This is a genomic window from Arthrobacter hankyongi (assembly GCF_022012395.1).
Lineage (GTDB): Bacteria > Actinomycetota > Actinomycetes > Actinomycetales > Micrococcaceae > Crystallibacter > Crystallibacter hankyongi.
Genome location: NZ_JAKLTQ010000001.1, coordinates 335,848 through 359,618 on the forward strand (window position 1 = coordinate 335,848; position 23,771 = coordinate 359,618).

Genomic DNA, 23,771 nt, shown 5'->3' on the forward strand with positions numbered 1-23,771 from the left:
ATCGTATCCGGCCCGGCCCCGTGACGAACTTGGGCGGGATAGTTGCTGTTATAGCCATGGATAACAGCAACTATCCCGCCCAAGTTCGAGAAGAGGGTCGAGAGGTGGGGGCTAGAGCAGGCCCAGCTTGGCCGCGCAGGCCGGCCAGTGGCCCCAGCCGCCGCTGCTGCGCAGGGTCTCGGCGACGGCGATCTGCTCCGAGGCGCTGGCCATGTGCGGGTACGGGGCATACTGGCCGCCGCCGGCGCCGAGCCAGGAGCTCTGGCTGAACTGCAGGCCACCGTAATAGCCGTTGCCGGTGTTGATGGACCAGTTGCCGCCGGACTCGCACTGGGCCAGGGCCTGCCAGGTGCCACCGACATTGGACGTATCGGCCGCGGGCTTCGGGCGCTCCTTGGTACCCACGACCACCTTGCGGGCCACCGGTTCCCGGGTCACTTTGTCGCTGACCAGCTCGCGCTCGGTCTCGGTGCCGTCCTCGAGCACGATCGCGTACACCTTGGTGCGCGAGCCGGCCTCGCCCGCCTGGCTGACCTTCTCCTGGTCCGCGTACATCGAGGAGTCCTCGGTGGTCTTGGTGCTGAACGGGATGGCCTCGACGACCTTGACCGTCTGGCTCTTGTCCACGCGGACGATGGTGACCTTGAGGCCGTCGGTGACCTCTTTCGCCTGCGGCTTGGAGAGCTTGTCATCCTTGCCGAGCTTGATGTGCTGCTCCTGGAGCAGCTGCCCCACGGTGGCCGCGGTGGAAATCTTCTTCTTCGTCCGGCCATCGGCCGTGATGGTGACGGTCTTCGGCGTCGTAATGGTCACGTTGCTGACCGAGGCGAGCTCGGCGGACAGCGGCACTGACAGGGCAGAATCTTTGGCGACGCCGAGTTCGTCAAGCAGATCGCTGACGGTGGCCGAGGTGGACTGCACGGTGGTCTTGTCACCGTCAACACTGACGGTCACGGGCTTGGCCGTGACGACCTCGATGCTGGTGCCGTCCTTGACCGGCTCGGCGGCGGCGGGGGTGAGCTTGTCCAGCGGGTCCACGCTGACCTCGGCCTCGTCCAGCACATCCTGGACCGTCTTGCCGAAGGTCGAAATGCTGCTTGCCCGGCCGTCCACGGTCAGCGTGACGCTCTTGTTGTTTCCCACGAATGCCACCACGCCCAGCACGAGGGCGGTCAGCACCACTACCTGTGCAGCAATCTTTGCCCAGCGGTGCCTCAGAAATCGTCCCACGGTTCCCCCATTGTTACGTCTTCCCGGGCACGGGGACAAAACACCACCGCATAGCGCGCCGAATCGCACGGCACGCTGCTGTGTGCAGGCAGGACCGGTCGGGGCATCCGGGCGTCTGAACGGAACGTCCGGGTGCTCCAGCACAATCAGGTGATACCCGGATGCCTTCCCCGACCCCGGCTACTTTTCCCTACCGTAATCGAAACGTGATGTGTCCACAAACTGATGTGCGGATGGTCACTTACCATTGCCCATAGACGGACTCCGTGTTAAAAGCCACTTCCGAGCACAGCCGGGCCAGGTCCTTGCCCAGAATGGCGGCCATCGCGCGCACCGTATAGGGCACCATGTAACTGGCGTTCGGCCGGCCCCGGTAGGGGTGCGGTGTGAGGAACGGCGCATCCGTCTCCACCAGGACCAGACCCGGATCGGCCAGCTGCAGGGCCTCGCGCAGCTGGGCCGAATTCTTGAACGAGGTGGTGCCGGCGAAGGACATGTACCAGCCGCGGTCGTTGCAGATCCGGGCCAGCTCCGGTCCGCCGGAGAAGCAGTGGAAGACCACCCGGTCCGGCGCGCCTTCGGCCGCCAGGATGCGCACCACGTCGTCGTGGGCATCACGGTCATGGATCTGCAGGGCCAGATCCAGCCGCTTGGCCAGGTCGATGTGCCGGCGGAAGGAATACTCCTGGTCCTTCAGTGCCTCGCCCTGGGTACGGAAGTAGTCCAGCCCGGTCTCACCGACGGCCCGGACCCGCGGATGCGCGGCCAGTTCCTCGATCTCGGCCAGGGCCGCCTCCAGGCTGCCGCCGGCAGCCAGCGGCGGGGCGTCGTTGGGATGAATGGCGACGGCGCCCAACAGCCGCGGCTCCGCCTCCAGAGCCGCAATGGTGAACCGCGAGGAGGCCAGGTCGCAGCCGACCTGGACCGCCCCGCGCACACCCACGGCCTCGGCGGCGTCCAACGCTGCGGCGACGCCGACCTCGACCAGGCCGTCGCGGAAATCCAGGTGTGTGTGGTTATCCATCACCGGCACCGGCAGCGGCTCCGGTGCCGGCGGGTAGGCCAAGTTGCGGCGGCGGCCGGTCTTCTCCTCGACCGCGCTGCGGGCCGCGGCACCTTCCTCCGCTTCCGCTGCTTCCGCCGCCGCCCGGTAGGCGGCAGGGGTTTCTCCGGGGATGACTGTCAGGACTTCACGCATGCCTTCCAGCGTAGCGGGAGGGCGGTGGCAGGCGGGTTGGCGCTACCGTGGCCCAATACCAGCCAGTAGTGTGGTCTCATCTGCGTTGTTATATCTGTCCCAGCCGTCTCGGATTAGCTCTGCGGAAGGTTCCCATGGATAGCCAGCAGCACACCGTTTGGTCTGACAGGCCGCAAGGATCCGTACTCGCCGGCGCCGGGGAGCCGGCCCGCCCCGGCCCGGGTGCGGCCAGCGGCAACGACGGACTCCCGGACTTCCACGAGACCTGCGGGCGGATCCTGGGTGCCATCAACACCGTCATCGACGGAAAGGCGGACGCCGCCCGGCTGGCCCTGACCGTGCTGCTGGCACAGGGCCATCTGCTGCTGGAGGATGTCCCCGGCGTCGGCAAGACGATGCTGGCCAAGACGCTGGCGCGCACCATCGACTGCAGCGTGCGCCGCATCCAGTTCACGCCCGACCTGCTGCCCTCCGACGTCACCGGCGTGTCCATCTACAACCAGGACAAGCACACGTTCGAATTCCGGGCCGGCCCGGTCTTCGCCAATATCGTGATCGGCGACGAGATCAACCGCGCCTCGGCAAAGACCCAGTCCGCCCTGCTCGAATGCATGGAAGAGCACCAGGTCACCGTCGACGGACAGTCCTACATCCTGGCCGATCCCTTCATGGTGGTGGCCACCCAGAACCCGATCGAGATGGAGGGCACCTACCCGCTGCCCGAGGCCCAGCGGGACCGCTTCATGGCCAGGATTTCCATGGGCTACCCGGACGCACGGGCGGAGATGGACATGCTCGAGACCCATCAGTCGGTTTCGCCGCTGTCCGGGATCCGGCCGGTGGCCGGCGTCGACGAGGTCCGCGCGATGATCGCCGAGGTGCGCGGCGTCTACGTCTCGCAGGCGGTCAAGGAGTACACGGTCGGCATCGGCCGGGCCACGCGCGAGCACCCGCACCTGCGCCTGGGCGCCAGCCCCCGGGCACTGCTGCAGCTGCTGCGGGCGGCCAAGGCGGCCGCCGCCCTGGACGGGCGGAACTTCGTGCTGCCGGACGACGTCGCCGGCGTCGCGGACCCCGTGCTCGCCCACCGGCTGATGCTGGACCGCCGCGCGGTCACCGCGGGCGAGACCGCCTCCAGCGTGGTCGCCTCGATCCTGGCCGCGGTTCCGGTCCCGGCCGCCACCCGCCGCCTGCCGGACTAGGCCGCCGATGCCTTCCGGATCATGGCTGGGCAAACTGCCCACCCGCTACCTCACCCCCCGCGGCTGGGGCCTGCTCGGTACCGGGGTGCTGGCGCTGCTGCTGGCACAACTGCTGGGCCGTCGGGACCTGCTCGGGCTGGCCGTCTTCCTGCTCTGCCTGCCGCTGCTGGCCGCGCTGGCGATGCTGCTGCTCAAGCCCCGCTTCGCCGTCGAACGCCGGTTCCGGCCCGCGGTGGTCGAAACCGGAATGGTTGCCAACGTCCGGCTTTCCATTCAAGGCTCGGGTTCGGCCGGCGGAACGGTCTTTATGTCGGAGCACCTGCCGGCCCGCTTCGGCAGGGCCCCGATTTTCCGTTTCCCGGCGCGCCATCCGTCCCGTTCCGGAGCCAGCGTGTACGAATACCGGCTGCGCTCGGCCAAGCGCGGGCTGTACGGCATCGGTCCGGTCACCGCCGAGTTCGGCGACCCGTTCGGCCTGGCCCGGCAGCGGCACAGCCTCGGTGAAGCCTCCCGGCTGGTAGTGACCCCGGCACCGGTAGACCTGCCCGCCACCTCCCTGACCGGGGCGCGCGGGCCGGACGGCAGCGCCAGCACCCGACGCCAGGCCAGTCCCAGCGACGACGACGTAATGACCCGCGAATACCGTCACGGCGACCCGATGCGCCGGGTGCACTGGGCGGCCACGGCCCGGCACGGGGAGCTGATGGTCCGGCAGGAGGAGTCCGTCACGACCCCGCAGGCCACCATCCTGCTGGACCGGCGCGAGCCGGCCTTCGCCGGCTTACTCCCGCCGGCCGGACAGGCCGGGGACCTGCTGCGGACCTCCCCCCGTTTCGAATGGGCGGTGACCGCCGCCGTCTCGGCGGCCAACGACTTCATCCTGCGCGGCTTCAACGTGCGGCTGCTGGATGCCCATGGTGCTCCCGGCCTGCGGGACTCGCCATCCGCAGCCTGGCCCGAGGACGACGAGTACAGCGGCCCGGCCGGCTACCAGTCGTTCGCCGAGGGTCTGGCGGCCCTGCCGTTGGCCGGCGAACCGCGCCGCAAGGCGGACCGGTCCGATACCGCCGCCTTCGGGGACCAACTGCTGGACAAGCTCGCCGCGCACCGGCTCAAGGGGCCGCTGCTGGCCCTGCTGGGCGAACTGTCGCCGGCCGAGGCGGCCCGGCTGGCGCCCGCGGCCGAATTCGGCTCGCAGGCCTTCGCCATGATCATCACCGAGCACCCCCGGCAGGCCACCGCGGCCATGGAGAAGCTGCGCGCCGGCGGCTGGCGCGCCGTGGCCGTCAATGCCGGCGCCTCGCTGCCTGCGGCCTGGTCCTGGTTCGACGGGTTGACCGCCGGGACCGCAGCGCGCGCGGAGGTCGGGCCCGTCCCGGAGGTTCAGCTGTGACCGCGATGCTGGAACGCCCGCCGGAAGCGGGGGCTGCGGTCCCCGGCCAGCAACTACCGCGGCGGCGGAGGCCCGACGCACGCGCCTGGCTGATGGGTGGCGCCCTGGCCTTGGCGGTATGCCTGGCCGCGGCCAGCCTGCACGGTGTGCTGGAGGGCTGGGACTGGCTCCCCAGCATCATGACCGCGGTCCTGGCCGTGGAGCTGGGGACCACGCTGGGCCGGGTCCTGCGCTGGCCCGGGCTCGCCGGGTTCCTGTTGGGCCTGGCCGGCTTGGTCGCCGCCACGACGGCGATGTTCCTGGCGCCGGCGAGCCTGTTCGGCTTTATTCCAGGGCCCGGCTTCACCCGGGCCCTGCAGCCGCTGCTGGCCCAGGCCGAGGACACGGTGGTGTCCCAGGTGGCCCCCGTGCTGGTGAACCCCGGGATCGTGCTGGCCGCCTGCGTGGGCATCGGCCTGGCCGCGCTGCTGCTGGACACGATCGCCGTGCCGCTGCAGATGCCGGCCGCCGCCGGTGCCATCCTGCTGGCGGTGGCCACCGTCCCGGCCGTCATCAAACCCGGCAGCATCGGCCCATGGGGCTTTGCCGCCGCAGCCGCCGGTTTCCTGCTGGTGCTGGGCTGCACACAGTGGTACCTCGCGGAGCCGGCCTCCCCCGGCGCCTCCGGCGCAGCAGCGCCCGGCCCGGGCCGGAAACAGCGGCCCGGTCCGGGCCGCTTCGGCCGGGGCGCGGTGATCGGGACCGCCTCGGTCCTGACGGCGCTGGTCCTGCCGCTGGCCGTCCCCGGCTTCAACGACGGGCTGTTCCCCGAGGGCTCGCGGCTGAACTGGCTGGGCCTGCCCACGGGACTGAATCCGATCGTCAGCCTGGGCGACAACCTGCGCCGCCCCGGCGCGGTCGGGCGGATGACCTACGCAACGGATGCCGGCACCGGCCTGTACCTCAGGTCCGTGACGCTGGAGAAGCTCTCCGGGGCCCGCTGGCGGCCCAGCGATACCCGCGGCAGGGAGCGCCCAGTCGTCGAGGACATCCCGCTGCCGCAACTGCGCACCCTGCTGGCCCAGGGCACCGTCACGACCACGGAGATCAGCACCGCCTCGTACACCAGCCCGTGGCTGCTGGCCCCCTACGCGCCGGCGCGGATCGAGGGGCTGGCCGGAACCTGGACCTGGGACCCGCGCACGCTGAGCATCCGCGGCGAGGCCGGTACCACTACCGCCGACCAGGACTACACGGTCACCAGTGTGGCGCCGCGGCTGACCCGCAGCCTGCTCGCTTCCATCGAGCCCTACGATGGCCGGCCGGAGGTTGATCCGGCCTTCTCGGAACTGCCTGCGGACATGCCGCAAATCATCCGGGACACCACCGCCGAGGTGGTCGGCGACCTGGACCGGCCGTTCGAGCAGGCGATGGCCATCCAGCGGTACCTGCGGGGCCCCGGCTTCGTTTACTCGGAACAGGCGCCGGTCGACGGCGGCTACGACCAGAGCGGCTTCGGCGTCGTCGGCGCCTTCCTCCAAGCCAAGGCCGGCTACTGTGTCCATTTCTCCGCCGCCATGGCCATCATGGCCCGGGAGGCGGGCATCCCCAGCCGGATCGCCGTCGGCTATGCGCCCGGACGCAAGACCGGCCATACGGTGGTCCGGGACGGCGTCGAACTCGACCAGTACGAGGTTGACTCACGGGATGCCCATGCCTGGCCGGAGTTGTATTTCGACAATGTCGGATGGGTGGCCTTCGAGCCCACCCCGGGCCGCGGGGTGGTCCCCGACTATGCCCAGGCCTCCAACTCGGGCCGGGCGCCGGGCCAGGCCCCGGAGGACACGCTGGACCCCGGCCGCGGCGCCCCGGCCCGCGGGGAAACCACTCAGGCCGTCCCCGAGGCCGCACCGCAGGCCCGGCCCGCCCCCGAGCAGCCGGTCTGGGCCGTTGCCATGGCCGCCGTCGTGCTGCTGGCCCTGTTGTCGCCGCTGCTCGCCCGCACCGCCCGGCTCCGGCGGCGGCGGGCGCGGCTGCTTGACCCCGGGACGCCCGCGCAGCAGTCCGCGCTGCTGGCCTGGCGCGAGGTCCTCGATGCCGCCGCCGACTACGGGCAGCCGGCCGGGGACGCCGAGTCCGCGCGCGAGTTCGAGGCACGCCTGGGCCGCTCCGGAGCCCTGGCCGGGACGGGCCCGGCAGCGCTCGGCCGGCTGCGCACCCGGTACGAACGGGCCGCCTATGCCGGGCCCGGGGCGCAGCTCCAGCCGCCGGCTGCCGGCACGGCACTGCTGGCCGAGGTCGAACAGGTCCGGGCCGGCCTGCACGCCGCGGCCGGCTGGCGGCAGCGGCTGACGGCCCGGCTGCTGCCGCGCTCGCTGGCCCGCAGCCGGCCGGAGGCATAGCCGTCCCCGAAGCACGGCAGCCCCGCCGGCGGGGCCGGCGGGGCTGCCGCTGGTACTGCGGTATCGCCGCCGGAGCCTACTTGGCGTACGGGTCGGCGATGCCGATGTACTGGACGGTGGTGTACTCGTCCAGGCCTTCGGCGCCGCCCTCGCGGCCCAGGCCCGACTGCTTCACGCCGCCGAACGGGGCAGCGGCGTTGGAGATAACGCCGGCGTTGAACCCGACCATGCCGAACTCGATCTGCTCGGCCACCCGGAACATCCGGGCATAGTCGCTGGTGTAGAGGTAGGACGCCAGGCCGTACTCGCTGGCGTTGGCCAGGGCGATGGCATCCTCCTCGGTCGCGAAGGTGGTGACCGGGGCCACCGGGCCGAAGATCTCGTTGCGCAGGATCTCGGCGTCGTTCGGGACGTTGCCCAGCACGGTCGGCTGGTAGAAGTAGCCCGGGCCGTCCACCGGCGCACCGCCGGTGACCACCTGGGCGCCGGCCTCGACGGCAGCGGTGACCAGGCCGTGGACGTCCTCGCGGGCGCCCTCGTCGATCAGCGGGCCGACGTTGGTGGACGCCTCGGTGCCGCGGCCGGTCTTCAGCGCGCCCATCGCGGCGGCGAACTTGGCGGTGAACGCCTCGGCCACGGTTTCCTGGACCAGGAAGCGGTTGGCGGCGGTGCAGGCCTCGCCCATGTTGCGCATCTTGGCGGCCATCGCGCCCTCGACGGCCTTGTCCAGGTCGGCGTCCTCGAACACGATGAACGGGGCGTTGCCGCCCAGCTCCATCGAGGTGCGCAGCACGTTGTCCGCCGCGTCCTTCATCAGGCGCTTGCCCACCGGGGTCGAGCCGGTGAAGGAGACCTTGCGCAGGCGGGAGTCCTGCATGATCGGCCCGGAGACCGCCGAGGCGCTGTTGGAGGAGACCACGTTCAGCACGCCGGCCGGCAGGCCGGCTTCCATCAGGGTCGCCGCGAAGAGCTGGGAGGTCAGCGGGGTGAACTTGGCGGGCTTGAGCACCATGGTGCAGCCGGCGGCGATGGCCGGGCCGACCTTGCGGGTGGCCATGGCCAGCGGGAAGTTCCACGGGGTGATCAGCAGGCAGGGGCCCACCGGCTTGCGCTGGACCAGGATTTTGTTCTTGCCCTCCGGGGTGGTCAGGTAGCGGCCGTAGTCGCGCACCGCTTCCTCGGAGAACCAGCGCAGGAACTCGGCGCCGTAGGTGACCTCGCCGCGGGCCTCGCCCAGCGGCTTGCCCATTTCCAGGGTCATCAGCAGCGCGAAGTCCTCGGCGCGCTCGGTGACCAGGTCGAAGGCCCGGCGCAGGATCTCGGCGCGCTCGCGCGGAGCGGTGCGGGCCCAGTCGGCCTGCACCTTGTCCGCGGCGTCGAGGGCGGCCAGCGCGTCCTCGCTGGTGGCGGAGGCGAGGGTGGCCAGGACCTTGCCGGTGGCCGGGTCGATGACGTCGAACGTCCCGCCGTCGGAGGCATCGCGCCATTCGCCGTTGATCAGCAGGCCGGTGGGGACTTTGGCGAGCAGTTCTGCTTCGCGGGCTGCGGTATCAGCCATAGCGGTGCCTCCAATATGTAAGCAATCTCAGCTTGCGTTGAGTGGACGGGCGAGGTGCCCAACTGCTTTCACGTTAAGCGCTGTGGCTCCGGAAAGTAAATTCATAACTGCACTACGTTAAGCAGAAGGTGCTGTGCAGTTGAACAGGACCGGGCTCAGCCGCGGGCGGCCAGCACGGCGGCGTAGAGTTCGCGCTTGCTCACCCGGGCATCGGCGGCGACCGCCGCCACGGCATCCTTGACCCGGGAGCCTTGCGCCACCAGTTCGTTGACGGCCGCCACGTGGTCCTCGGCCCGTTCCGGGGCGGCGTCCGGCGCGCCGGCGACGACGACGGCAATCTCCCCGCGCACCTCGTTGGCCTCGGCCCACTCCAGCAGCTGGCGCACCGGACCGCGGAGCACCTCCTCGTGCAGCTTGGTCAGCTCGCGGCAGACCGCCGCCGGACGCCCGGACCCAAAGCCGGCGTCGACCGCCCGCAGCATGGCCTCCAGCCGGTGCGGTGCCTCGAAGAACACCATGGTCCGCCGCTCCGTGGCCAGTTCGTCCAGCCGGGCGCGGCGCTCCCCCGCCTTGCGCGGCAGGAACCCTTCGAAGGTGAACCGGTCCGTTGGCAGCCCGGACAGGGCCAGGGCGGTCAGTACGGCCGAGGGCCCGGGCACCGCGGTCACCAGCAGGTCCTCGCGGACGGCCGCCTCCACCAGCCGGAAGCCGGGGTCCGAAACCGCCGGCATGCCGGCGTCGGTCACCATCACCAGCGTCGCCCCGCCGCGCACCAGCTCCAGCAGCTCGGCCGTGCGGGCGTCCTCGTTGTGCTCGTGGTAGCTGATGATGCGGCCGGCGGTCCTGATGCCCAGCGCCTGCAGCAGCTTGTGCAGCCGGCGGGTGTCCTCGGCGGCCACCACGTCGGCGCTCTGCAGCAGCTCGATGAGGCGCGGCGAGGCATCCCCGATATTGCCGATCGGCGTCCCCGCCAGCACGATCTGTCCGGTCCGGCCTGTCTGCTCACTCACAGGCTCCAGCCTACCGCCCGTCCCAGCCGCCCCCTTCCCCGAACTTGGGCGGGATAGTTGTCGTTATCAAGCCCGTTGGCAGCATCTATCCCGCCCAAGTTCAGGGAGGGGGTCGGATAAAGTCGGTATGTGACCCAGACAGACCACCAGCGACCGCCCACACCGGCGGCCACGTGGCTGGAGCCGCCGCAGCGGGCCTTCAGCGCCGCCGTGCTCCGGCGGCGGCTGGCCGGCCCCCCGCTGCCGTGGGGTCTCTGGGACTGGCTGCTGCCGCTGCTGGCGGCGCTCCTCGGCGGGGTGCTGCGTTTCTACCGGCTGGGCCAGCCCGGGTCCCTGGTCTTCGACGAGACCTACTACGTCAAGGACGCCTTCTCCTATCTGGTCTCCGGCTACGAGCGCGAGTGGCCCGAGGACGCCAACACCTCGTTCAACGCCGGCAACCCGGATGTCCTGCTCGGGACCCCCGAATATGTGGTCCATCCGCCGGTGGGCAAGTGGATGATCGCCTTCGGCATGTGGCTCTTCGGTCCCGACAACGCCTTCGGCTGGCGTTTCGCCGCCGCCGCCACCGGCACCATCTCCATCCTGCTGATCGCGCTGATCGCCCGGAAACTGTTCCGGTCCGCCGCCCTGGGCGGGATCGCGGGCCTGCTCACCGCCGTGGACGGACACCATCTGGTGCAGTCGCGCACCTCGCTGCTGGACATCTTCCTGATGTTCTGGGTGCTGGCGGCCTTCGGCGCGCTGCTGCTGGACCGGGACGACGGCCGGCGGCGCCTGGCCGGCAAGGTGGCTGCCCGCACCGGCCCGTCCGGCGTCCCGGCAGCCGGCAGCCTGCTCGCCGGCCCGCTCGTGCTGTGGCGGCCGTGGCGGCTGGCGGCCGGCGTCTGCCTCGGCCTGGCGGTAGGCACCAAGTGGTCCGCGCTGGCCTTCGTGGCCGTTTTCGGGCTGCTGACCGTGCTCTGGGACATCAACGCCCGGCGGGTGGCCGGGGTCCGCGGCTGGTTCTCCGCCGGTGTGCTGCGCGACGGCGTGCCCGCCTTCTTCACCCTGATCCCGGTGGCCGCGGCAACCTACCTGGCCACCTGGACCGGCTGGTTCCTGTCCACGGACGCCTATGACAGGCAGTGGGCCGCCACCCATCGGGGCGGGATCTGGGACTGGCTGCCCGGCCCGCTGCGGTCCCTGGCCGAATACCACCGCAGCGCCTACGCCTTCCACAACGGGCTCAATACGGAGCACCCCTACGAATCCAGTCCATGGAGCTGGCTGCTGCTGGGCCGGCCCACGTCCTTCTACTACCAGGGGGACGACGCGGGCCAGCACGGCTGCACCGTTCCGGGCGGCTGCTCGGCCGCCGTGACGGTGCTGGGCAACCCCATCATCTGGTGGGCCGCCGCGCTGGCCCTGCTGGTGCTGGTCTTCTACTGGATCGGACGGCGGGACTGGCGCGCCGGCGCCGTGCTGTCCGGCGTGGCCGCCGGCTACCTGCCCTGGTTCCTGTATCCGGACCGCACGATGTTCTATTTCTACGCCATCGTGTTCGAGCCGTTCCTCATCCTGGCCCTGACCTACACACTGGGACTGATGATCGGTCCGCCCTCCGCACCGCCCTGGCGCCGGCACCGCGGTATCCTGGCCGCCGGCCTGTTCCTGGCCCTGGCGCTGGGCGCGGCGGCCTTCTTCCTGCCGGTTTGGACGGCCGAACAGATTCCCTACGAACACTGGCGCTGGCGCATGTGGATGCCGAGCTGGATATGACCGACGAACCAACGGCCCTGGCCGGAAAGCGAGAACGCACCGTGCGGGAAGCTGCGACCGAACTGCTGGCAGAAATGCCGGCCGGATCCAACGTCACCGACATCCTGCTGGCCCGGCACCGGCAGGACCCGGCTGCCGCCCTCTATGCGCGCAAGCAGGACGGAGTCTGGACGGATGTGTCCACGGCGGAGCTGCTCGGACAGGTATCGGCTCTGGCCAAGGGCCTGGTTGCCGGAGGGCTGCGGCCCGGCGAACGCATCGCGGTCATCTCCAAGACCCGCTACGAATGGACCCTGGTGGATCTGGCCGGCTGGTTCGCCGGCGCCGTCGTCGTGCCTATCTACGAAACCTCCTCGGCGCACCAGGTGCAGTGGATCCTGCAGGATTCCGAGGCGGCCGCGGTCTTCGCCGAGGATGAGGCCAAGGAGGAGGTGGTGCGGCAGGCGATGGCCGGGCTGCCCCGCCAGCCGCGGATCTACCGGATGAGCGGGCCGGAATCCGGCCTGGACGCCCTGCGCGAAGCGGGCGCGGCGGTCACCGATGAGGAGTTGGAACGGGTCCGTTCCCTGGCCACGCTGGCGGATCCGGCGTCGCTGGTCTACACCTCGGGCACCACCGGCAGGCCCAAGGGCTGCATCATCACGCACGGCAACTTCGCCCAGCTGGCGCTGAACACCACCGAGTTCCTGCCCGAGATCCTGAAGGCGCCGGGAGCCAGGTCGCTGATGTTCCTGCCGCTGGCGCATGTGCTGGCCCGGGCCGTCCAGGTCATCTGCCTGGCGGCCGGGGTGAAGATGGGCCACACCGCGAACATGGCTGAGCTGATCGAGGATCTGGGCAGCTACCGGCCCACGTTCCTGCTGGTGGTCCCCCGCGTCTTCGAGAAGGTCTACGCCACCGCGCAGCAGAAGGCCCGTGCCGGCGGCAAGGGCAGGATTTTCGACGCCGCGGCGGCGACGGCGGTGGCCTATTCCCGGGCCTGCGACGCCTGCAACCGGGGCGCCGGTGCCGGTCCCGGCCTGCTGCTGAAGGCCCGCCGCGCCGTGTTCGACCGGCTGGTCTACCGCCGGCTGCGGGCGGCCTTCGGCGGCGAGGTATGCTATACGGTCTCCGGCGCCAGCGCGCTGAACCCCCGGCTGTCCCACTTCTTCAACGGCATCGGCGTGCCGGTGCTCGAAGGCTACGGCCTGACCGAGTCCACCGCCCCGGCGGCGGTGAACCCGCCGGGGGCGAACCGGATCGGCACCGTGGGGCTTCCGCTGCCGGGCACCATCATCAAGATTGCCGACGACGGCGAGGTGCTGATCAAGGGCATCGGCATCACCCCGGGCTACTACCACAATGACGAGGCCAACGTGGAAGCCTTCACCGAGGGTTTCCTCCGCACCGGGGACCTGGGCACGCTGGACGAGGACGGCTACCTGACCATCACCGGCCGCAAGAAGGATCTGCTGGTCACGGCCGGCGGCAAGAACGTGGCGCCGGGGCCGCTGGAGGACGCGCTGCGCGAGCACCAACTGGTGGCCCAGGCCGTGGTCGTCGGCGAGGGCCGGCCCTACGTCGCCGCACTGCTGGGCCTGGACCCGGAGGGCCTGGCGGGCTGGCTGGCCGGCGCCGGCCGGGACCCGCTGGACCTGCAGGCCGCCGCCACCGACCCGGCGGTGCTGGACGAACTGCAGCACGCAGTGGACGGCGCCAACCGGCTGGTCTCCCGGGCCGAGCAGATCCGCAGGTTTTCCGTGCTGCATACGGAGCTGAGCGAGCAGTCCGGCCATCTGACCCCCTCGCTGAAGCTCAAACGCGGCCAGGTGGTCGAGGACTTCGCCCGGGAGGTGGACGGTCTCTATCCCTGAGACCCCGCTGAGGCGCAGAATCGGGGCATGCAGCCTGCCCCGCCCCTGCCCGCCGGTCCCCCGGTCCTGGCGCTGACCGACGCGCGGGCGGACCTGGCCGCCGCCGGCGGCAAGGGCGCCTCGCTCGCCCGGCTGGCCTGTGCGGGACTGCACGTGCCGGCCGGTTTCCTGGTCACCACCGGCGCCTACCGGGCCTTCCTGCGGACCCACCGGCTGCAGCCGGCCCTGCTCCAGGCCCTGAAGCAGGACGACGCCGCGGCATCCGCCGCGATCGGGCGGTTGTTCGCGGCCCGCCCGCTGCCGTCGGAAACGGCCGCCGCCATCCGGCAGGCCTATGCCGGGCTCAGCGGGCCGGCCGGCGGACCGAATGGCGGGGCTCCGGTGGCCGTGCGCTCCTCGGCCACCACCGAGGACCTGCCCGGGCTGTCGGCGGCGGGCCAGCAGGATACCTTCCTCGGCGTCAGCGGCGCGGAGGACGTGCTGGCCGCGGTCAGGCGCTGCTGGGCGTCGTTGTGGACGGAGCGGGCGATCGCCTACCGGCGCCGGCACGGCATCGACCCGGAACACGCCGCCATCGCGGTGGTGGTCCAGCTGATGGTCCCGGCGGACGCCGCCGGCGTGCTGTTCACGGTGAATCCGCTCACCGGCGCGCGGGACGAACTGGTGATTAACGCGGTCTGGGGCCTGGGCGAATCCCTGGTCGCCGGACAGGCCACCCCGGACACCCTGGTGCTCTCCCCCGGTGGCGGCGTCCTCCGGCGCAGCACCGCCGACAAGACCGTGATGAGCGCGCCCGACGGAACCGGGCTGCAGCCGGTGCCGGACCGGCTGCGCCGCGCGCCGGTGCTCACCGATGCCCAGGCCGCCGAACTGGCCCGTGCCGGCGCCGCCGTCGGCCGGCTGTATGAGGGCCCGGTAGACATCGAGTGGGCGCTGCGGGACGGACTGTTCCACATTCTGCAGGCCCGGCCCGCCACCGGGCTTCCGGCCGGGCCGGCCTCCGCCGCTGCCTTCGATCCGGCCGGGGAATGGAACGATTCGCTGGCCGGGAACTACCTGTGGTCCAACGGCAACTTCGCCGAAGCCGCGCCGGATGTGATGACGCCGGCCACCTGGTCCTTCCTGGAAATCTTCATGTCCACGGCGATGGCGTCCTCCTCCCTCCCCGGCTTCCGCGCCATCGGCCGGATCGGCGGACGGCCGTATATGAACATGTCGCTGGCCATGTCCATGGCCGGCCTGGTCGGGATCAGCGAGCCGCGCTTCCGGTCGCTCACCGAGGACGTCTACGGTCGGATCCCGCCCGACGTCCGGATCCCCGCCGTCGAGCTGCCGCGCTGGCAGGTGCTGCGCATGCTCCTGCCCGCGGGGCTGCACGTGATGGCCGAGGCCGGCCGGGCCGGCAGGCTGCTGCCACGGTTCCTGGCCAGCGCGGCCGAACGCTGCGAGACCGCCCGGGACCGCATCGCCGGCACCGCCACCGCGGCCGGGCTGGCCGCGCTCTGGCGCGCCGAGCTGGAGCCGATGCTGCGTGAGTACGGCGCCATGCTTTCCGTGGCCGGACGGCAGGGCGGGGCCGTGCTGGTCACCGTGCCGAAGCGGCTGCGGAAGCTGGCCGGCGGCGTGGACGCGGAGCTGATGCTCAGCGGGCTGTCCGGCCGGCCGGACGGGTCCGGTGCGCCGGACGAGGGCGCGGGACCGGACGACGGCGCCGGGCTGGCCAGCCTCGGACCGCTGACGGGCATCGGCCAGGTCGCCGCCGGCAGCCTGGCCGCCGCGGACTACCTGCGCCGCTACGGACACCGCAGCCCGCACGAATTCGAAGTCTCCATCCCCCGCCCGCGCGAGGATCCCCAGTGGCTCCCCCGCCAGCTCGAGCTGCTCCGCGGGGCTCCCGCGCCGTCGGCCCTGCTGGCCCGGCGCCGCGAGGAGTCCGACGCCGCGTGGCGGCGGTTCGCAAACAGGCACCCGCGCAGGGTGCGCGTCTGGCGCCGCCGGGTGCGGCGCTGGGCCACGGCCGCCCGCGGGCGGGAACTGGTCCGGTCCGAGGTGACGCGGATGTTCTGGGTGCTGCGCGCCTACTGCCTGCGGGCGGCCGAACTGACCGGCCTGGGCGACGGCGTGTTCTTCCTGTCCGACGAGGAGATCCTCGGCTGCCTGGAAGGGCAGCCCGCGGACCGGGCGGCCATCGCGCACCGCCGGGCGCTGCATGCCCACTATGCGGCGCTGCCTGCCTATCCCACCGTCATCCTGGGCCGCTTCGACCCGGATGCCTGGGCCAGGGACCCGGGCCGTCGCACCGACTTCTACCGCGCCGGCTTCCCCGGCTCCGGGGACCGGCAGGCGCCGTCGCTGACCATCTCCGGCTTCCCCGGCTCCGGCGGGCTGGCCGAAGGAGTTGCCCGGGTGCTGGCCAGCCCGGATGAGGCAGGCACCCTGGGGCCGGGCGAAATCCTCGTCACCACGCTGACGAACGTGGGCTGGACGCCGGTGTTCCCGCGGGCCGCCGCCGTGGTCACGGACATCGGCGCGCCGCTCTCGCATGCGGCGATCGTGGCACGCGAACTGGGGATCCCCGCGGTAGTCGGCTGCGGCAACGCCACCCTGCACATCCGGTCAGGGGACCGGCTGCGCGTGGACGGGGCGAACGGCGTCGTCGAGATCCTCGGCAGGTCCGCCGCTGCCTCAACGCCGGCTCCGGCAGCCGCGCCCGCAACGGACGAATAGCCAGTGCGCGCCGGTCAGCCGTCCGACTGCAGCCGGGCCCGTGCTGCCGCGAGCCGCTCCGCGCTGCGGTCCCGCCGGCTTCTGGTCGGCCAGGTGAGCGCCAGCACCAGGCTGGAGACCAGCAGCACCCCCAGCCCGATCACCAGGCCGGCGTCCATCCAGAACTGGCCCGGGAACAGCCTGATCAGCGTGTCGTCCGTGTAGAAGGTCCAGGTGCCGTCGGCGAAGAAGATGCGGTGGAACTCGGTGAAGAACCCCTGCCAGTTCAGCGCGCCCAGCACGCCCAGGGCGATGACCAGCAGCAGGGTGGCCGCCGACCCGGCGAACAGCCCGCGGCGGATACCACCCGGGCAGTTGCGCCGCAGGTACAGCATGCAGGCCACCGCGGCCAGCAGCAGCACCGTCCCGGCCAGGAAGGTGACGGTGATGACCGTCTTCACGTCCGCCATGTGGCTGACTTCGCCGGCGAGGAACAGCGGCTGCCCCGAAGGCGCCCGCAGATCCCCCAGATAGCGCGGGCCGGCCCAGTTGAGCAGGTAGTCCATGGCGTAAGAACCGTTGGTCATCCGGTCCTCGGTGCTAAAGCCGAAGCTGTCCGCCGGAAAACCGGGACGGTGGTACTCCACCCAGAGGAACAGCGGCGTGCAGACCAGCCGGATCGCGCCGATCAGCAGCACGAACGGGAAGGTCACGGCCAGCAGGATCTGGCAGAGCAGACCGCCGCGGGGCTTGGCATTGACCGCGTCCTCACGGGCGGCCGCGCGTCGGTTGGCGCTTCGCGGTCCGGTGGCGTCCGGCCGCGCAGGGACGGCAGGGACCGGCTGGGCCGCCGGGACCGGCTGGGTGGCGGGCGCCGCGCCGGCCGCGGCAGGAGTCCCGGCCTCGGGGACGGCCGATGCCTGCGGCTCCGGACCGCCATAGGCGCCCAGGTCCGGAAGCCGGCTCGGCTGGCGCACTGGCATCATGAGCGCGTCATCCATCCGGCGGGGTCGCGCGGGGCCGGCAGGCTTCTCCTGATCGGACATGTTCTCCTCTTTCGCTACAGTCGCCCGGGCAACCCGGTTCCTCGGTAATCGGTAGTAATTTCCATGGCTTTGCGCGGCTTTCTGGCCGGCCCGGCGCGGATTCCGCCGCGGGCTGGCGGACGCTGGCCGCCGGCGGCGGCCTACGCCGTCCTGGCCTCGGCACCGGCGTCGAACCGGTCCAGATCCCCGCGGGCACCGGCGTCGAACGCCCGTTTGCCCAGCACCAGCGTGTAGACCCAGTAGGCGGCCAGCAGCAACGCGCCGAGGCTGATCCGCAGCCAGTGCGGCAGCCCGCTGGGCGTGACGAACCCCTCGACCAGACCGGAGAGGAAGAGCACCAGGACCAGGCCCAGGGCCACCGTGACCAGCGACCGCCCCTCGACGGCCATCGAGGCGAGCCGGGTCCGCGGCCCGGGCGAGACCCAGGACCAGAAGATCCGCAGGCCCGCCGCTGCGGCGATGAAGATGGCAGTCAGCTCCATCAGCCCGTGCGGGAGGATGTACAGGAAGAAGGTGTCGAGCCGGTCGTAGGCGGCCATCATGCCGCCGGCGATCCCCACCCCCTGCGCATTCAGGTACACGGTATAGGGCACCCAGAGGCCGGTGACTCCGAAGGCCACGCACTGGGCCGCGATCCAGGCGTTGTTGGTCCACACCATGCCGGCGAAGGAGGCGTGGGGGTTCTCGGTGTAGTAGTTGACGAAGTCCTCTTCGACGTACCGGCGCAAATCGGCGTCGGAGCCCAGCGCCTTGATGACCTCCGGGTTCCCGGCCACCCAGGCCCCGTAGAGCCAGGCGATCAGGATGAAGGCCGCGCCCACGGCGACGGTGAGCCAGCGCAGCCGGTAGAACGCCGCCGGCAGGGAGCGGACGAAGAACCCGGCGACGTCCTCGGCAAAGCTGGACTTCGCGCCGGTGAACCGGGTCCGGGCGCGCGAGAGCCGGGCCGACAGCGCGGCGGACAACTGGCCCTCGGGTGCGACCGACCGGATCATGGACAGGTGCGTGGAGATCCGCTGGTAGAGCACCAGCAGTTCGTCCGCTTCGTCACCGGACAGCCGGCGCTTGGCGCTGAGTGCGTCCAGGCGCGCCCACTCGTCCCGGTGCACCGCGGTGAAGGCATCGATATCCACATCCCCAGCCTAGCCGCCGAGGGCCCCGCTCCGAGCGATGCGAGGAGTGGGAGGCGGCTCGGCGCTAGCGTTCGCCGCCAGCCCCGGCTTCGCAAGCTCAGCCCGGGGACCCCGGGCAGCTCTCTTGCCGAGGGCCCCGCTCCGAGCGACGCGGGCACCCCGGGCCGCGGCTAGAGTGGTGGAAACGGGTCGAACGGCCCGGAGGGCTGCCGGAAAGGGGTGCCATGAGCCACGTGGTCACGGGCGAGGCCGTAGTGCTGGAACTGCGGCCGGCCTCCTTCGGTGTGCGGTCGCTGAGCTCGATAATTGACGCCGCGGTCTACGTAGGGCTGATGGTGCTGACCCTGGTGCTGCTGGCCGACACGCTGGGCACCGGTTTCGACGCCGCGGCGGCCCAGGCACTGGCGGTCGCCACCGTGGCCTTCTTCCTGGCGGTGCTGCCGATCGGCGTGGAGGCACTGACCCGCGGCAAGTCGCTGGGCCGGCTGATCATGGGGCTGCGGATCGTGCGCGACGACGGCGGCTCCATCCGCTTCCGGCATGCGCTCGTGCGCGGGCTCCTGGGGGTTTTCGAGCTGTACCTGATGGTCGGCTCGGTGGCCTTCGTGGCAGCGCTGTTCAACGACCAGTCCAAGCGCGTGGGCGACATGCTGGCCGGCACCTACAGCATGCGCGAGCGGGTGGGTGTGCTGCCGCGGCAGCTGCCGCAGGTCCCCGCGCAGCTGCAGCCCTGGGTCCGGCTGGCCGACCTGGGCCGGCTGCCCGAGTCCCTGGCCCGCCGGGTCTCGGGCTTCCTGGCCCAGGCCCCCAAGATGATCCCCGCCTCCCGGTACCAGCTGGCCGTGGCACTGGCCGACGAGGTGGCCGGTTTCGTCGCGCCTCCGCCGCCGCCCGGGACGTCCCCGGAGCTGTACCTGATGGCCGTGATGGCCGAACGCCGCGAGCGTGATTTCACCCGGCTGAGCCGGCAGCATGCCAGCGCGCAGGAGCGCAGCCGGCGGCTGCACACCCTGCCGTTCGGCCAGTAGCCGCCCGGATGCCTCCGGAGTCCGGTGCATCCGGGCCGGCCTGCCGCTAAGCCTTGGCGAGCGCTTCCTTCAGCGCACCAAGCAGCAGCGTCACCGAGGCCGGGTTGGCATTCGGGCCCATCAGGCCGATCCGCCACACCGTCGCCGCGTACTGGCCTGCCCCGGAACCGATCTCGATGTTGAAGTTCTCCAGCAGGTAGGCGCGCACGGCCGCGGAGTCTACCCCGTCGGGGACCTTCACGGTGGTCAGCTGCGGCAGCCGGTGCCCCTCGGCGGCGAACAGTTCCAGGCCCATCTCCTGCAGCCCGTCCTGCAGCCCCCGGCCCGCGGCCCGGTGCCGTTCGGTCACCGCTTCCAGCCCTTCGGCCAGGATCCGGTCGATGCCGGCCTCCAGGCTGGCGACCATGGCCACCGGCGCGGTGTGGTGGTAGGTCCGCTGGCCGCCGGGAGCGCCGTTGGTGTAGCCGCCCAGCAGGCCCAGGTCCAGGTACCAGGACTGCGGTTTGGGCACGCGGCGCTCGAAGGCACGGTCCGAGATGGTGAACGGGGCCAGCCCGGGCGCCACACCGATGCACTTCTGCGTCCCCGCATAGCCGACGTCGATCCCCCAGTCGTCGGCCAGCACCGGCATGCCGCCGATCGAGGTCACCGCATCGGTGATCAGCAGGGCATCGCCCTTGACGGCACCGAGCGCCGCGATATCGGAGACGACGCCGGTGCTGGTCTCGGCATGCACTGCGGCGATGACGGTGGGGTTCGGGTGCGCCTCGGCGACGCGCCCGGCATCCACGGGGGTGCCCCATTCGTGGTCCACCCGGACCACCTCTGCACCGGCGCGGGCGGCGACTTCGCACATCCGCTCGCCGAACAGGCCGTTCACGGCGATGACGGCCACGTCCCCGGCCTGCACCGTGTTGACGAAGGCGGCTTCCATGCCCGCCGAGCCGGTGGCGCTCAGCGGCAGGGTCCGGGCGTTGCGGGTGCCCCACAGCGTGCGCAGGCCCTCACAGGTCCGGTCCATCCGCGCAATGAACGCCGGATCCAGGTGTCCGATCAGCGGCAGTCCGAGCGCCGCGGTGGCCTCCGGATAGGGGTTGCACGGGCCCGGCCCGAACAGCTGGCGGGTGGGGATGATCTGGGCGGCATGGTGCGTCATGGGTGGTTCCTCCGGTTGTGCAGCAGGACATCGGGCGTCATCGGCCTCACAGCCAAGCGTACGGAACCGTGCGCCGCGCCGGTCTCCCGGCGGGCCGGGGCGGGCCGGAAAAAAACGACGGCGGCCGGCACCTTCCGGGCGGAAGGTGCCGGCCGCCGTCGTCAGGAACGGGACCGCGGGGCTCCGGTCAGTAGCGGTAGTGGTCCGGCTTGTACGGGCCGGCCACGTCCACGTCCAGGTACTCGGCCTGCTCCTTGGTCAGCTCGGTCAACTCCACGTCCAGGGCGGCCAGGTGCAGGCGGGCGACCTTCTCGTCCAGCACCTTGGGCAGCACGTAGACCTGCTTGGCGTACTCGCCGGTGCCGGCCTTGGTGAACAGCTCGATCTGCGCGATGGTCTGGTTCGCGAAGGAGTTGCTCATCACGAAGGACGGGTGTCCGGTGGCGTTGCCCAGGTTCAGCAGGCGGCCTTCGGAGAGCACGATGATCGAGCGCTGCTGGGTGCCTGCGGCCGGGTCTGCGGCGAAGACCCACTCATGCACCTGCGGCTTGATCTCCACCTTCTGCACGCCCTCGACCCTGGCCAGGCCGGCCATGTCGATCTCGTTGTCGAAGTGGCCGATGTTGCCCACGATCGCCTTGTCGCGCATCTTCACCATGTCGGAGGCCATGATGACGTCCTTGTTGCCGGTGGTGGTGATAAAGATGTGGCCCTCGCCCACCACCTTGTCCAAGGTGGTGACCTGGTAGCCGTCCATGGCCGCCTGCAGCGCGCAGATCGGGTCGATCTCGGTCACGACCACGCGCGCGCCCTGCCCGCGCAGCGCCTCGGCGGCGCCCTTGCCGACGTCGCCGTACCCGCAGACGACGGCGGTCTTGCCGCCCATCAGCACGTCGGTAGCGCGGTTGATCCCGTCCGGCAGCGAGTGCCGGATGCCGTATTTGTTGTCGAACTTGGACTTGGTCACCGCGTCGTTGACGTTGATCGCCGGGAAGAGCAGCTTGCCCTGCTCGGCCAGCTGGTAGAGCCGGTGCACGCCCGTGGTGGTTTCCTCGGTGACGCCGAGGAGGCCGTCGGCAACGGCGGTCCACTTGCGCGGATTGGCCGCCAGCGACTTGCGCAGCGTCTCGAGGATGAGCCGGTATTCCTCCGGGTCCTCCTCGGTGGCCTCGGGCACGGCACCGGCGGCCTCGAACTCCACGCCCTTGTGCACCAGCAGCGTGGCGTCCCCGCCGTCGTCCAGGATCATGTTTGGTCCCAGTTCCGGGTTGGTGTCGGCGCCGGGCCAGGTCAGGATCTGCTCGGCAGTCCACCAGTACTCTTCGAGGCTTTCGCCCTTCCAGGCGAAGACCGGGACGCCCTGCGGGTCCTCCGGGGTGCCGTTGCCGACGACGACGGCGGCAGCGGCCTCGTCCTGGGTGGAAAAGATGTTGCAGGAAGCCCAGCGGACCTGGGCGCCGAGCGCGGTCAGGGTTTCGATCAGCACCGCGGTCTGCACGGTCATGTGCAGCGACCCGGCAATGCGGGCGCCCTTCAGCGGCTGGGCCTCGCCGAATTCGGCGCGCAGGGCCATCAGGCCGGGCATTTCATGTTCGGCCAGGCGGATCTGGTGCCGGCCGGCTTCGGCCAGGGAAAGGTCTTTTACCTTGTAATCAAACGTCACGGAGTCGGTCCTAGGCTTTCTCGGGGGCGGGGGTTGCTGCGGTGTCCGTCCCGCCGGGTGCCGGCGGGAGCAGGACCGGGATGCCGTCGTCGATGCGGTAGCGCGGCTGCCGGCCGGCAGCGTCCTTGCCGGTGGCGACCAGTTCGTCGCCTTCCTGGACCAGCGAGGATCCGGTGACCGGGCAGCGCAGCACGTTGATCAGTTCGGGCGGAAGTTTGGCCATTGGTGTTCCATTTCCTCAAGGGGCCGCCGCGCGGCGGCGGGTGGATCGGCGGCGGGCAGCCCACAGGCCGCCAGGCCCGCAGCGGACCGGGCAACGGTTCAAGGTTACCGTCCTAGGACTGGCCGCGCAGAATGCGCAGATGCCCGCGGCGGACAGTGTCCGCCCCGGCCGGAGGCTCCAGCGGTTCGCGTGCCCCGCGCTGCACCGGCGCCTCGTCCGCGGGCTCCGGCACGCTGCCGGCCTCGCGCACCGCGTCCGCGAGCGCCAGCAGGTCATCGGTATTGGGCTCGGGGGTGTGCTCCGGCAGGGCCAGGCGGAGCACTTCCCAGCCGCGCGGAACCGTCAGCCGGGCCGCGTGCTCGGCGCACAGGTCGTAGCAGTGCGGTTCGGCGTACGTGGCCAACGGCCCCAGCACGGCGGTGGAATCGGCATAGACGTACGTCAAAGTAGCTATGGCCGAACGTGTACAGGCCGAGCGTGAACATTGACGAATAGATCCCACGACCACAAAGTTTACTCTGCTGCCGGCGAACTCCCGGCATTTCGCGCCCGGCACGGCGGACGCGCCGGATTCAGGCGGCATGGTCGCCCGAAACCGGCGCGGCAGCCGGTGCAACCGGACTGCCTTTTCGCACCGCGCAGGCTTAGAGTCGGTATATGGGAAACGGTCCATCATTGAGCATCAGGATCGCCGACGGGGCCGGCGCGGCCGGTTCCTCGACGGCCGGTCGGCCGTTCGGCAGGCGGCGGCGGAACCGTCACGGACGCGGGCTGCGCGGCGAACTGCTGCCGGCCCATCTGCCCGGCAACCGCACCCGCGCCGAACGGTTCGAGGATCTGGTCCTGGATTCGGTGGAACGCCTGCAGTACCTGTGGGGCGAACGCATCGACGCTGTGGAATTCCTCGTCGCGGAGATTCCGCCCGGGCTCGAGCAGCTGGCGGCGACCCGCTCCCCCGCGCCGCTGGGCAGCGTGGTGCGCGGCGGCGCCAGGACGCCCGCCGTCGTTACCATCTACCGCAAGCCGGTGGAGGCCGAGGCCCGGATCAAGGCCGAACTGCCGGAAGTGGTGCACGACGTTGTGGTGGAGCAGGCGGCGGAGCTGCTGGGCATGGCCCCGGAAGCGGTGGACCCGACCTACGGCCGCACCCGCCCCTGACCCCCACCCTATTGAAACTTGGGCGGGATAGTTGCTGTTTTCCGGCTCGAAAACAGCAACTATCCCGCCCAA

18 protein-coding genes are annotated in these 23,771 nt (G+C 71.2%); 8 read left to right on the forward strand and 10 right to left on the reverse strand.

The window, feature by feature from the left end; genetic code table 11:
* Positions 1 to 111 precede the first annotated feature (111 nt).
* Together LVY72_RS24165 and LVY72_RS01470 are read right to left on the reverse strand one after the other, a co-directional pair.
* The gene (locus LVY72_RS24165) at positions 112 to 1,230 is read right to left on the reverse strand and encodes a resuscitation-promoting factor (protein WP_308190662.1); all 1,119 of its coding nucleotides are present in this window, start codon (positions 1,228 to 1,230) and stop codon (positions 112 to 114) included.
* A gap of 241 nt (positions 1,231 to 1,471) precedes the next feature.
* A complete protein-coding gene (locus tag LVY72_RS01470) occupies positions 1,472 to 2,428 on the reverse strand; it encodes a TatD family hydrolase (protein ID WP_237817674.1) in 957 nt (318 codons plus the stop codon).
* 134 nt (positions 2,429 to 2,562) lie between these two features.
* Here LVY72_RS01470 and LVY72_RS01475 point away from each other — a divergent pair, with 134 nt between their 5' ends.
* From LVY72_RS01475 to LVY72_RS01485, 3 genes are read left to right on the forward strand one after another with little or no spacing between them, the layout of a single operon-like run.
* On the forward strand, positions 2,563 to 3,630 hold the full coding sequence (locus LVY72_RS01475; RefSeq protein WP_237817675.1) for an AAA family ATPase: 1,068 nt from the start codon (positions 2,563 to 2,565) through the stop codon (positions 3,628 to 3,630).
* Positions 3,631 to 3,637: 7 nt separating this feature from the next.
* A complete protein-coding gene (locus tag LVY72_RS01480) occupies positions 3,638 to 5,023 on the forward strand; it encodes a DUF58 domain-containing protein (RefSeq protein ID WP_237817676.1) in 1,386 nt (461 codons plus the stop codon).
* Between the two features lie 5 nt (positions 5,024 to 5,028).
* On the forward strand, positions 5,029 to 7,404 hold the full coding sequence (locus LVY72_RS01485) for a transglutaminase TgpA family protein (RefSeq protein ID WP_237818151.1): 2,376 nt from the start codon (positions 5,029 to 5,031) through the stop codon (positions 7,402 to 7,404).
* Positions 7,405 to 7,480: 76 nt separating this feature from the next.
* Here LVY72_RS01485 and LVY72_RS01490 read toward each other — a convergent pair whose 3' ends face one another.
* A complete protein-coding gene (locus tag LVY72_RS01490) occupies positions 7,481 to 8,962 on the reverse strand; it encodes an NAD-dependent succinate-semialdehyde dehydrogenase (RefSeq protein WP_237817677.1) in 1,482 nt (493 codons plus the stop codon).
* 155 nt (positions 8,963 to 9,117) lie between these two features.
* Positions 9,118 to 9,972 (reverse strand): 16S rRNA (cytidine(1402)-2'-O)-methyltransferase, encoded by an 855-nt coding sequence (rsmI, locus tag LVY72_RS01495; protein ID WP_308190663.1) that lies wholly within the window; start codon positions 9,970 to 9,972, stop codon positions 9,118 to 9,120.
* Between the two features lie 129 nt (positions 9,973 to 10,101).
* On the opposite strand from rsmI, the gene LVY72_RS01500 reads away from it, so the two are divergent.
* From LVY72_RS01500 to LVY72_RS01510, 3 genes are read left to right on the forward strand one after another with little or no spacing between them, the layout of a single operon-like run.
* Positions 10,102 to 11,733, forward strand: a complete 1,632-nt coding sequence (locus LVY72_RS01500; protein ID WP_237817678.1) for a dolichyl-phosphate-mannose--protein mannosyltransferase — start codon at positions 10,102 to 10,104, stop codon at positions 11,731 to 11,733.
* 41 nt (positions 11,734 to 11,774) lie between these two features.
* Positions 11,775 to 13,586 (forward strand): AMP-dependent synthetase/ligase, encoded by a 1,812-nt coding sequence (locus tag LVY72_RS01505; protein WP_237818153.1) that lies wholly within the window; start codon positions 11,775 to 11,777, stop codon positions 13,584 to 13,586.
* A gap of 27 nt (positions 13,587 to 13,613) precedes the next feature.
* A complete protein-coding gene (locus tag LVY72_RS01510) occupies positions 13,614 to 16,313 on the forward strand; it encodes a PEP/pyruvate-binding domain-containing protein (RefSeq protein ID WP_237817679.1) in 2,700 nt (899 codons plus the stop codon).
* Positions 16,314 to 16,327: 14 nt separating this feature from the next.
* On the opposite strand, the gene LVY72_RS01515 is transcribed toward LVY72_RS01510, so the two are convergent.
* The gene (locus tag LVY72_RS01515) at positions 16,328 to 17,338 is read right to left on the reverse strand and encodes a TIGR01906 family membrane protein (protein ID WP_237817680.1); all 1,011 of its coding nucleotides are present in this window, start codon (positions 17,336 to 17,338) and stop codon (positions 16,328 to 16,330) included.
* 140 nt (positions 17,339 to 17,478) lie between these two features.
* Positions 17,479 to 18,471 carry a stage II sporulation protein M gene (locus tag LVY72_RS01520; protein WP_237817681.1) on the reverse strand — a complete coding sequence of 331 codons (993 nt, stop codon included), beginning with the start codon at positions 18,469 to 18,471 and terminating at the stop codon, positions 17,479 to 17,481.
* 224 nt (positions 18,472 to 18,695) lie between these two features.
* Between LVY72_RS01520 and LVY72_RS01525 the strand changes: the two genes are divergently transcribed.
* Positions 18,696 to 19,499 (forward strand): RDD family protein, encoded by an 804-nt coding sequence (locus LVY72_RS01525; RefSeq protein WP_237817682.1) that lies wholly within the window; start codon positions 18,696 to 18,698, stop codon positions 19,497 to 19,499.
* Positions 19,500 to 19,545: 46 nt separating this feature from the next.
* On the opposite strand, the gene LVY72_RS01530 is transcribed toward LVY72_RS01525, so the two are convergent.
* The 4 genes from LVY72_RS01530 to LVY72_RS01545 form a co-directional block, all read right to left on the reverse strand.
* Positions 19,546 to 20,655, reverse strand: coding sequence for a pyridoxal-phosphate-dependent aminotransferase family protein (locus tag LVY72_RS01530; protein ID WP_237817683.1), 1,110 nt, complete (start codon positions 20,653 to 20,655; stop codon positions 19,546 to 19,548).
* A gap of 187 nt (positions 20,656 to 20,842) precedes the next feature.
* Positions 20,843 to 22,318 (reverse strand): adenosylhomocysteinase, encoded by a 1,476-nt coding sequence (ahcY, locus tag LVY72_RS01535; RefSeq protein WP_237817684.1) that lies wholly within the window; start codon positions 22,316 to 22,318, stop codon positions 20,843 to 20,845.
* A 10-nt stretch (positions 22,319 to 22,328) separates the two neighbouring features.
* Entirely contained in the window at positions 22,329 to 22,541 is a 213-nt protein-coding gene (locus LVY72_RS01540; protein ID WP_237817685.1) for a Trm112 family protein, read from the reverse strand.
* Between the two features lie 112 nt (positions 22,542 to 22,653).
* Positions 22,654 to 23,043 (reverse strand): DUF3499 domain-containing protein, encoded by a 390-nt coding sequence (locus tag LVY72_RS01545; protein WP_237817686.1) that lies wholly within the window; start codon positions 23,041 to 23,043, stop codon positions 22,654 to 22,656.
* A gap of 155 nt (positions 23,044 to 23,198) precedes the next feature.
* Between LVY72_RS01545 and LVY72_RS01550 the strand changes: the two genes are divergently transcribed.
* Positions 23,199 to 23,699 (forward strand): metallopeptidase family protein, encoded by a 501-nt coding sequence (locus tag LVY72_RS01550; protein WP_237817687.1) that lies wholly within the window; start codon positions 23,199 to 23,201, stop codon positions 23,697 to 23,699.
* The last annotated feature ends 72 nt before the right edge of the window (positions 23,700 to 23,771 follow it).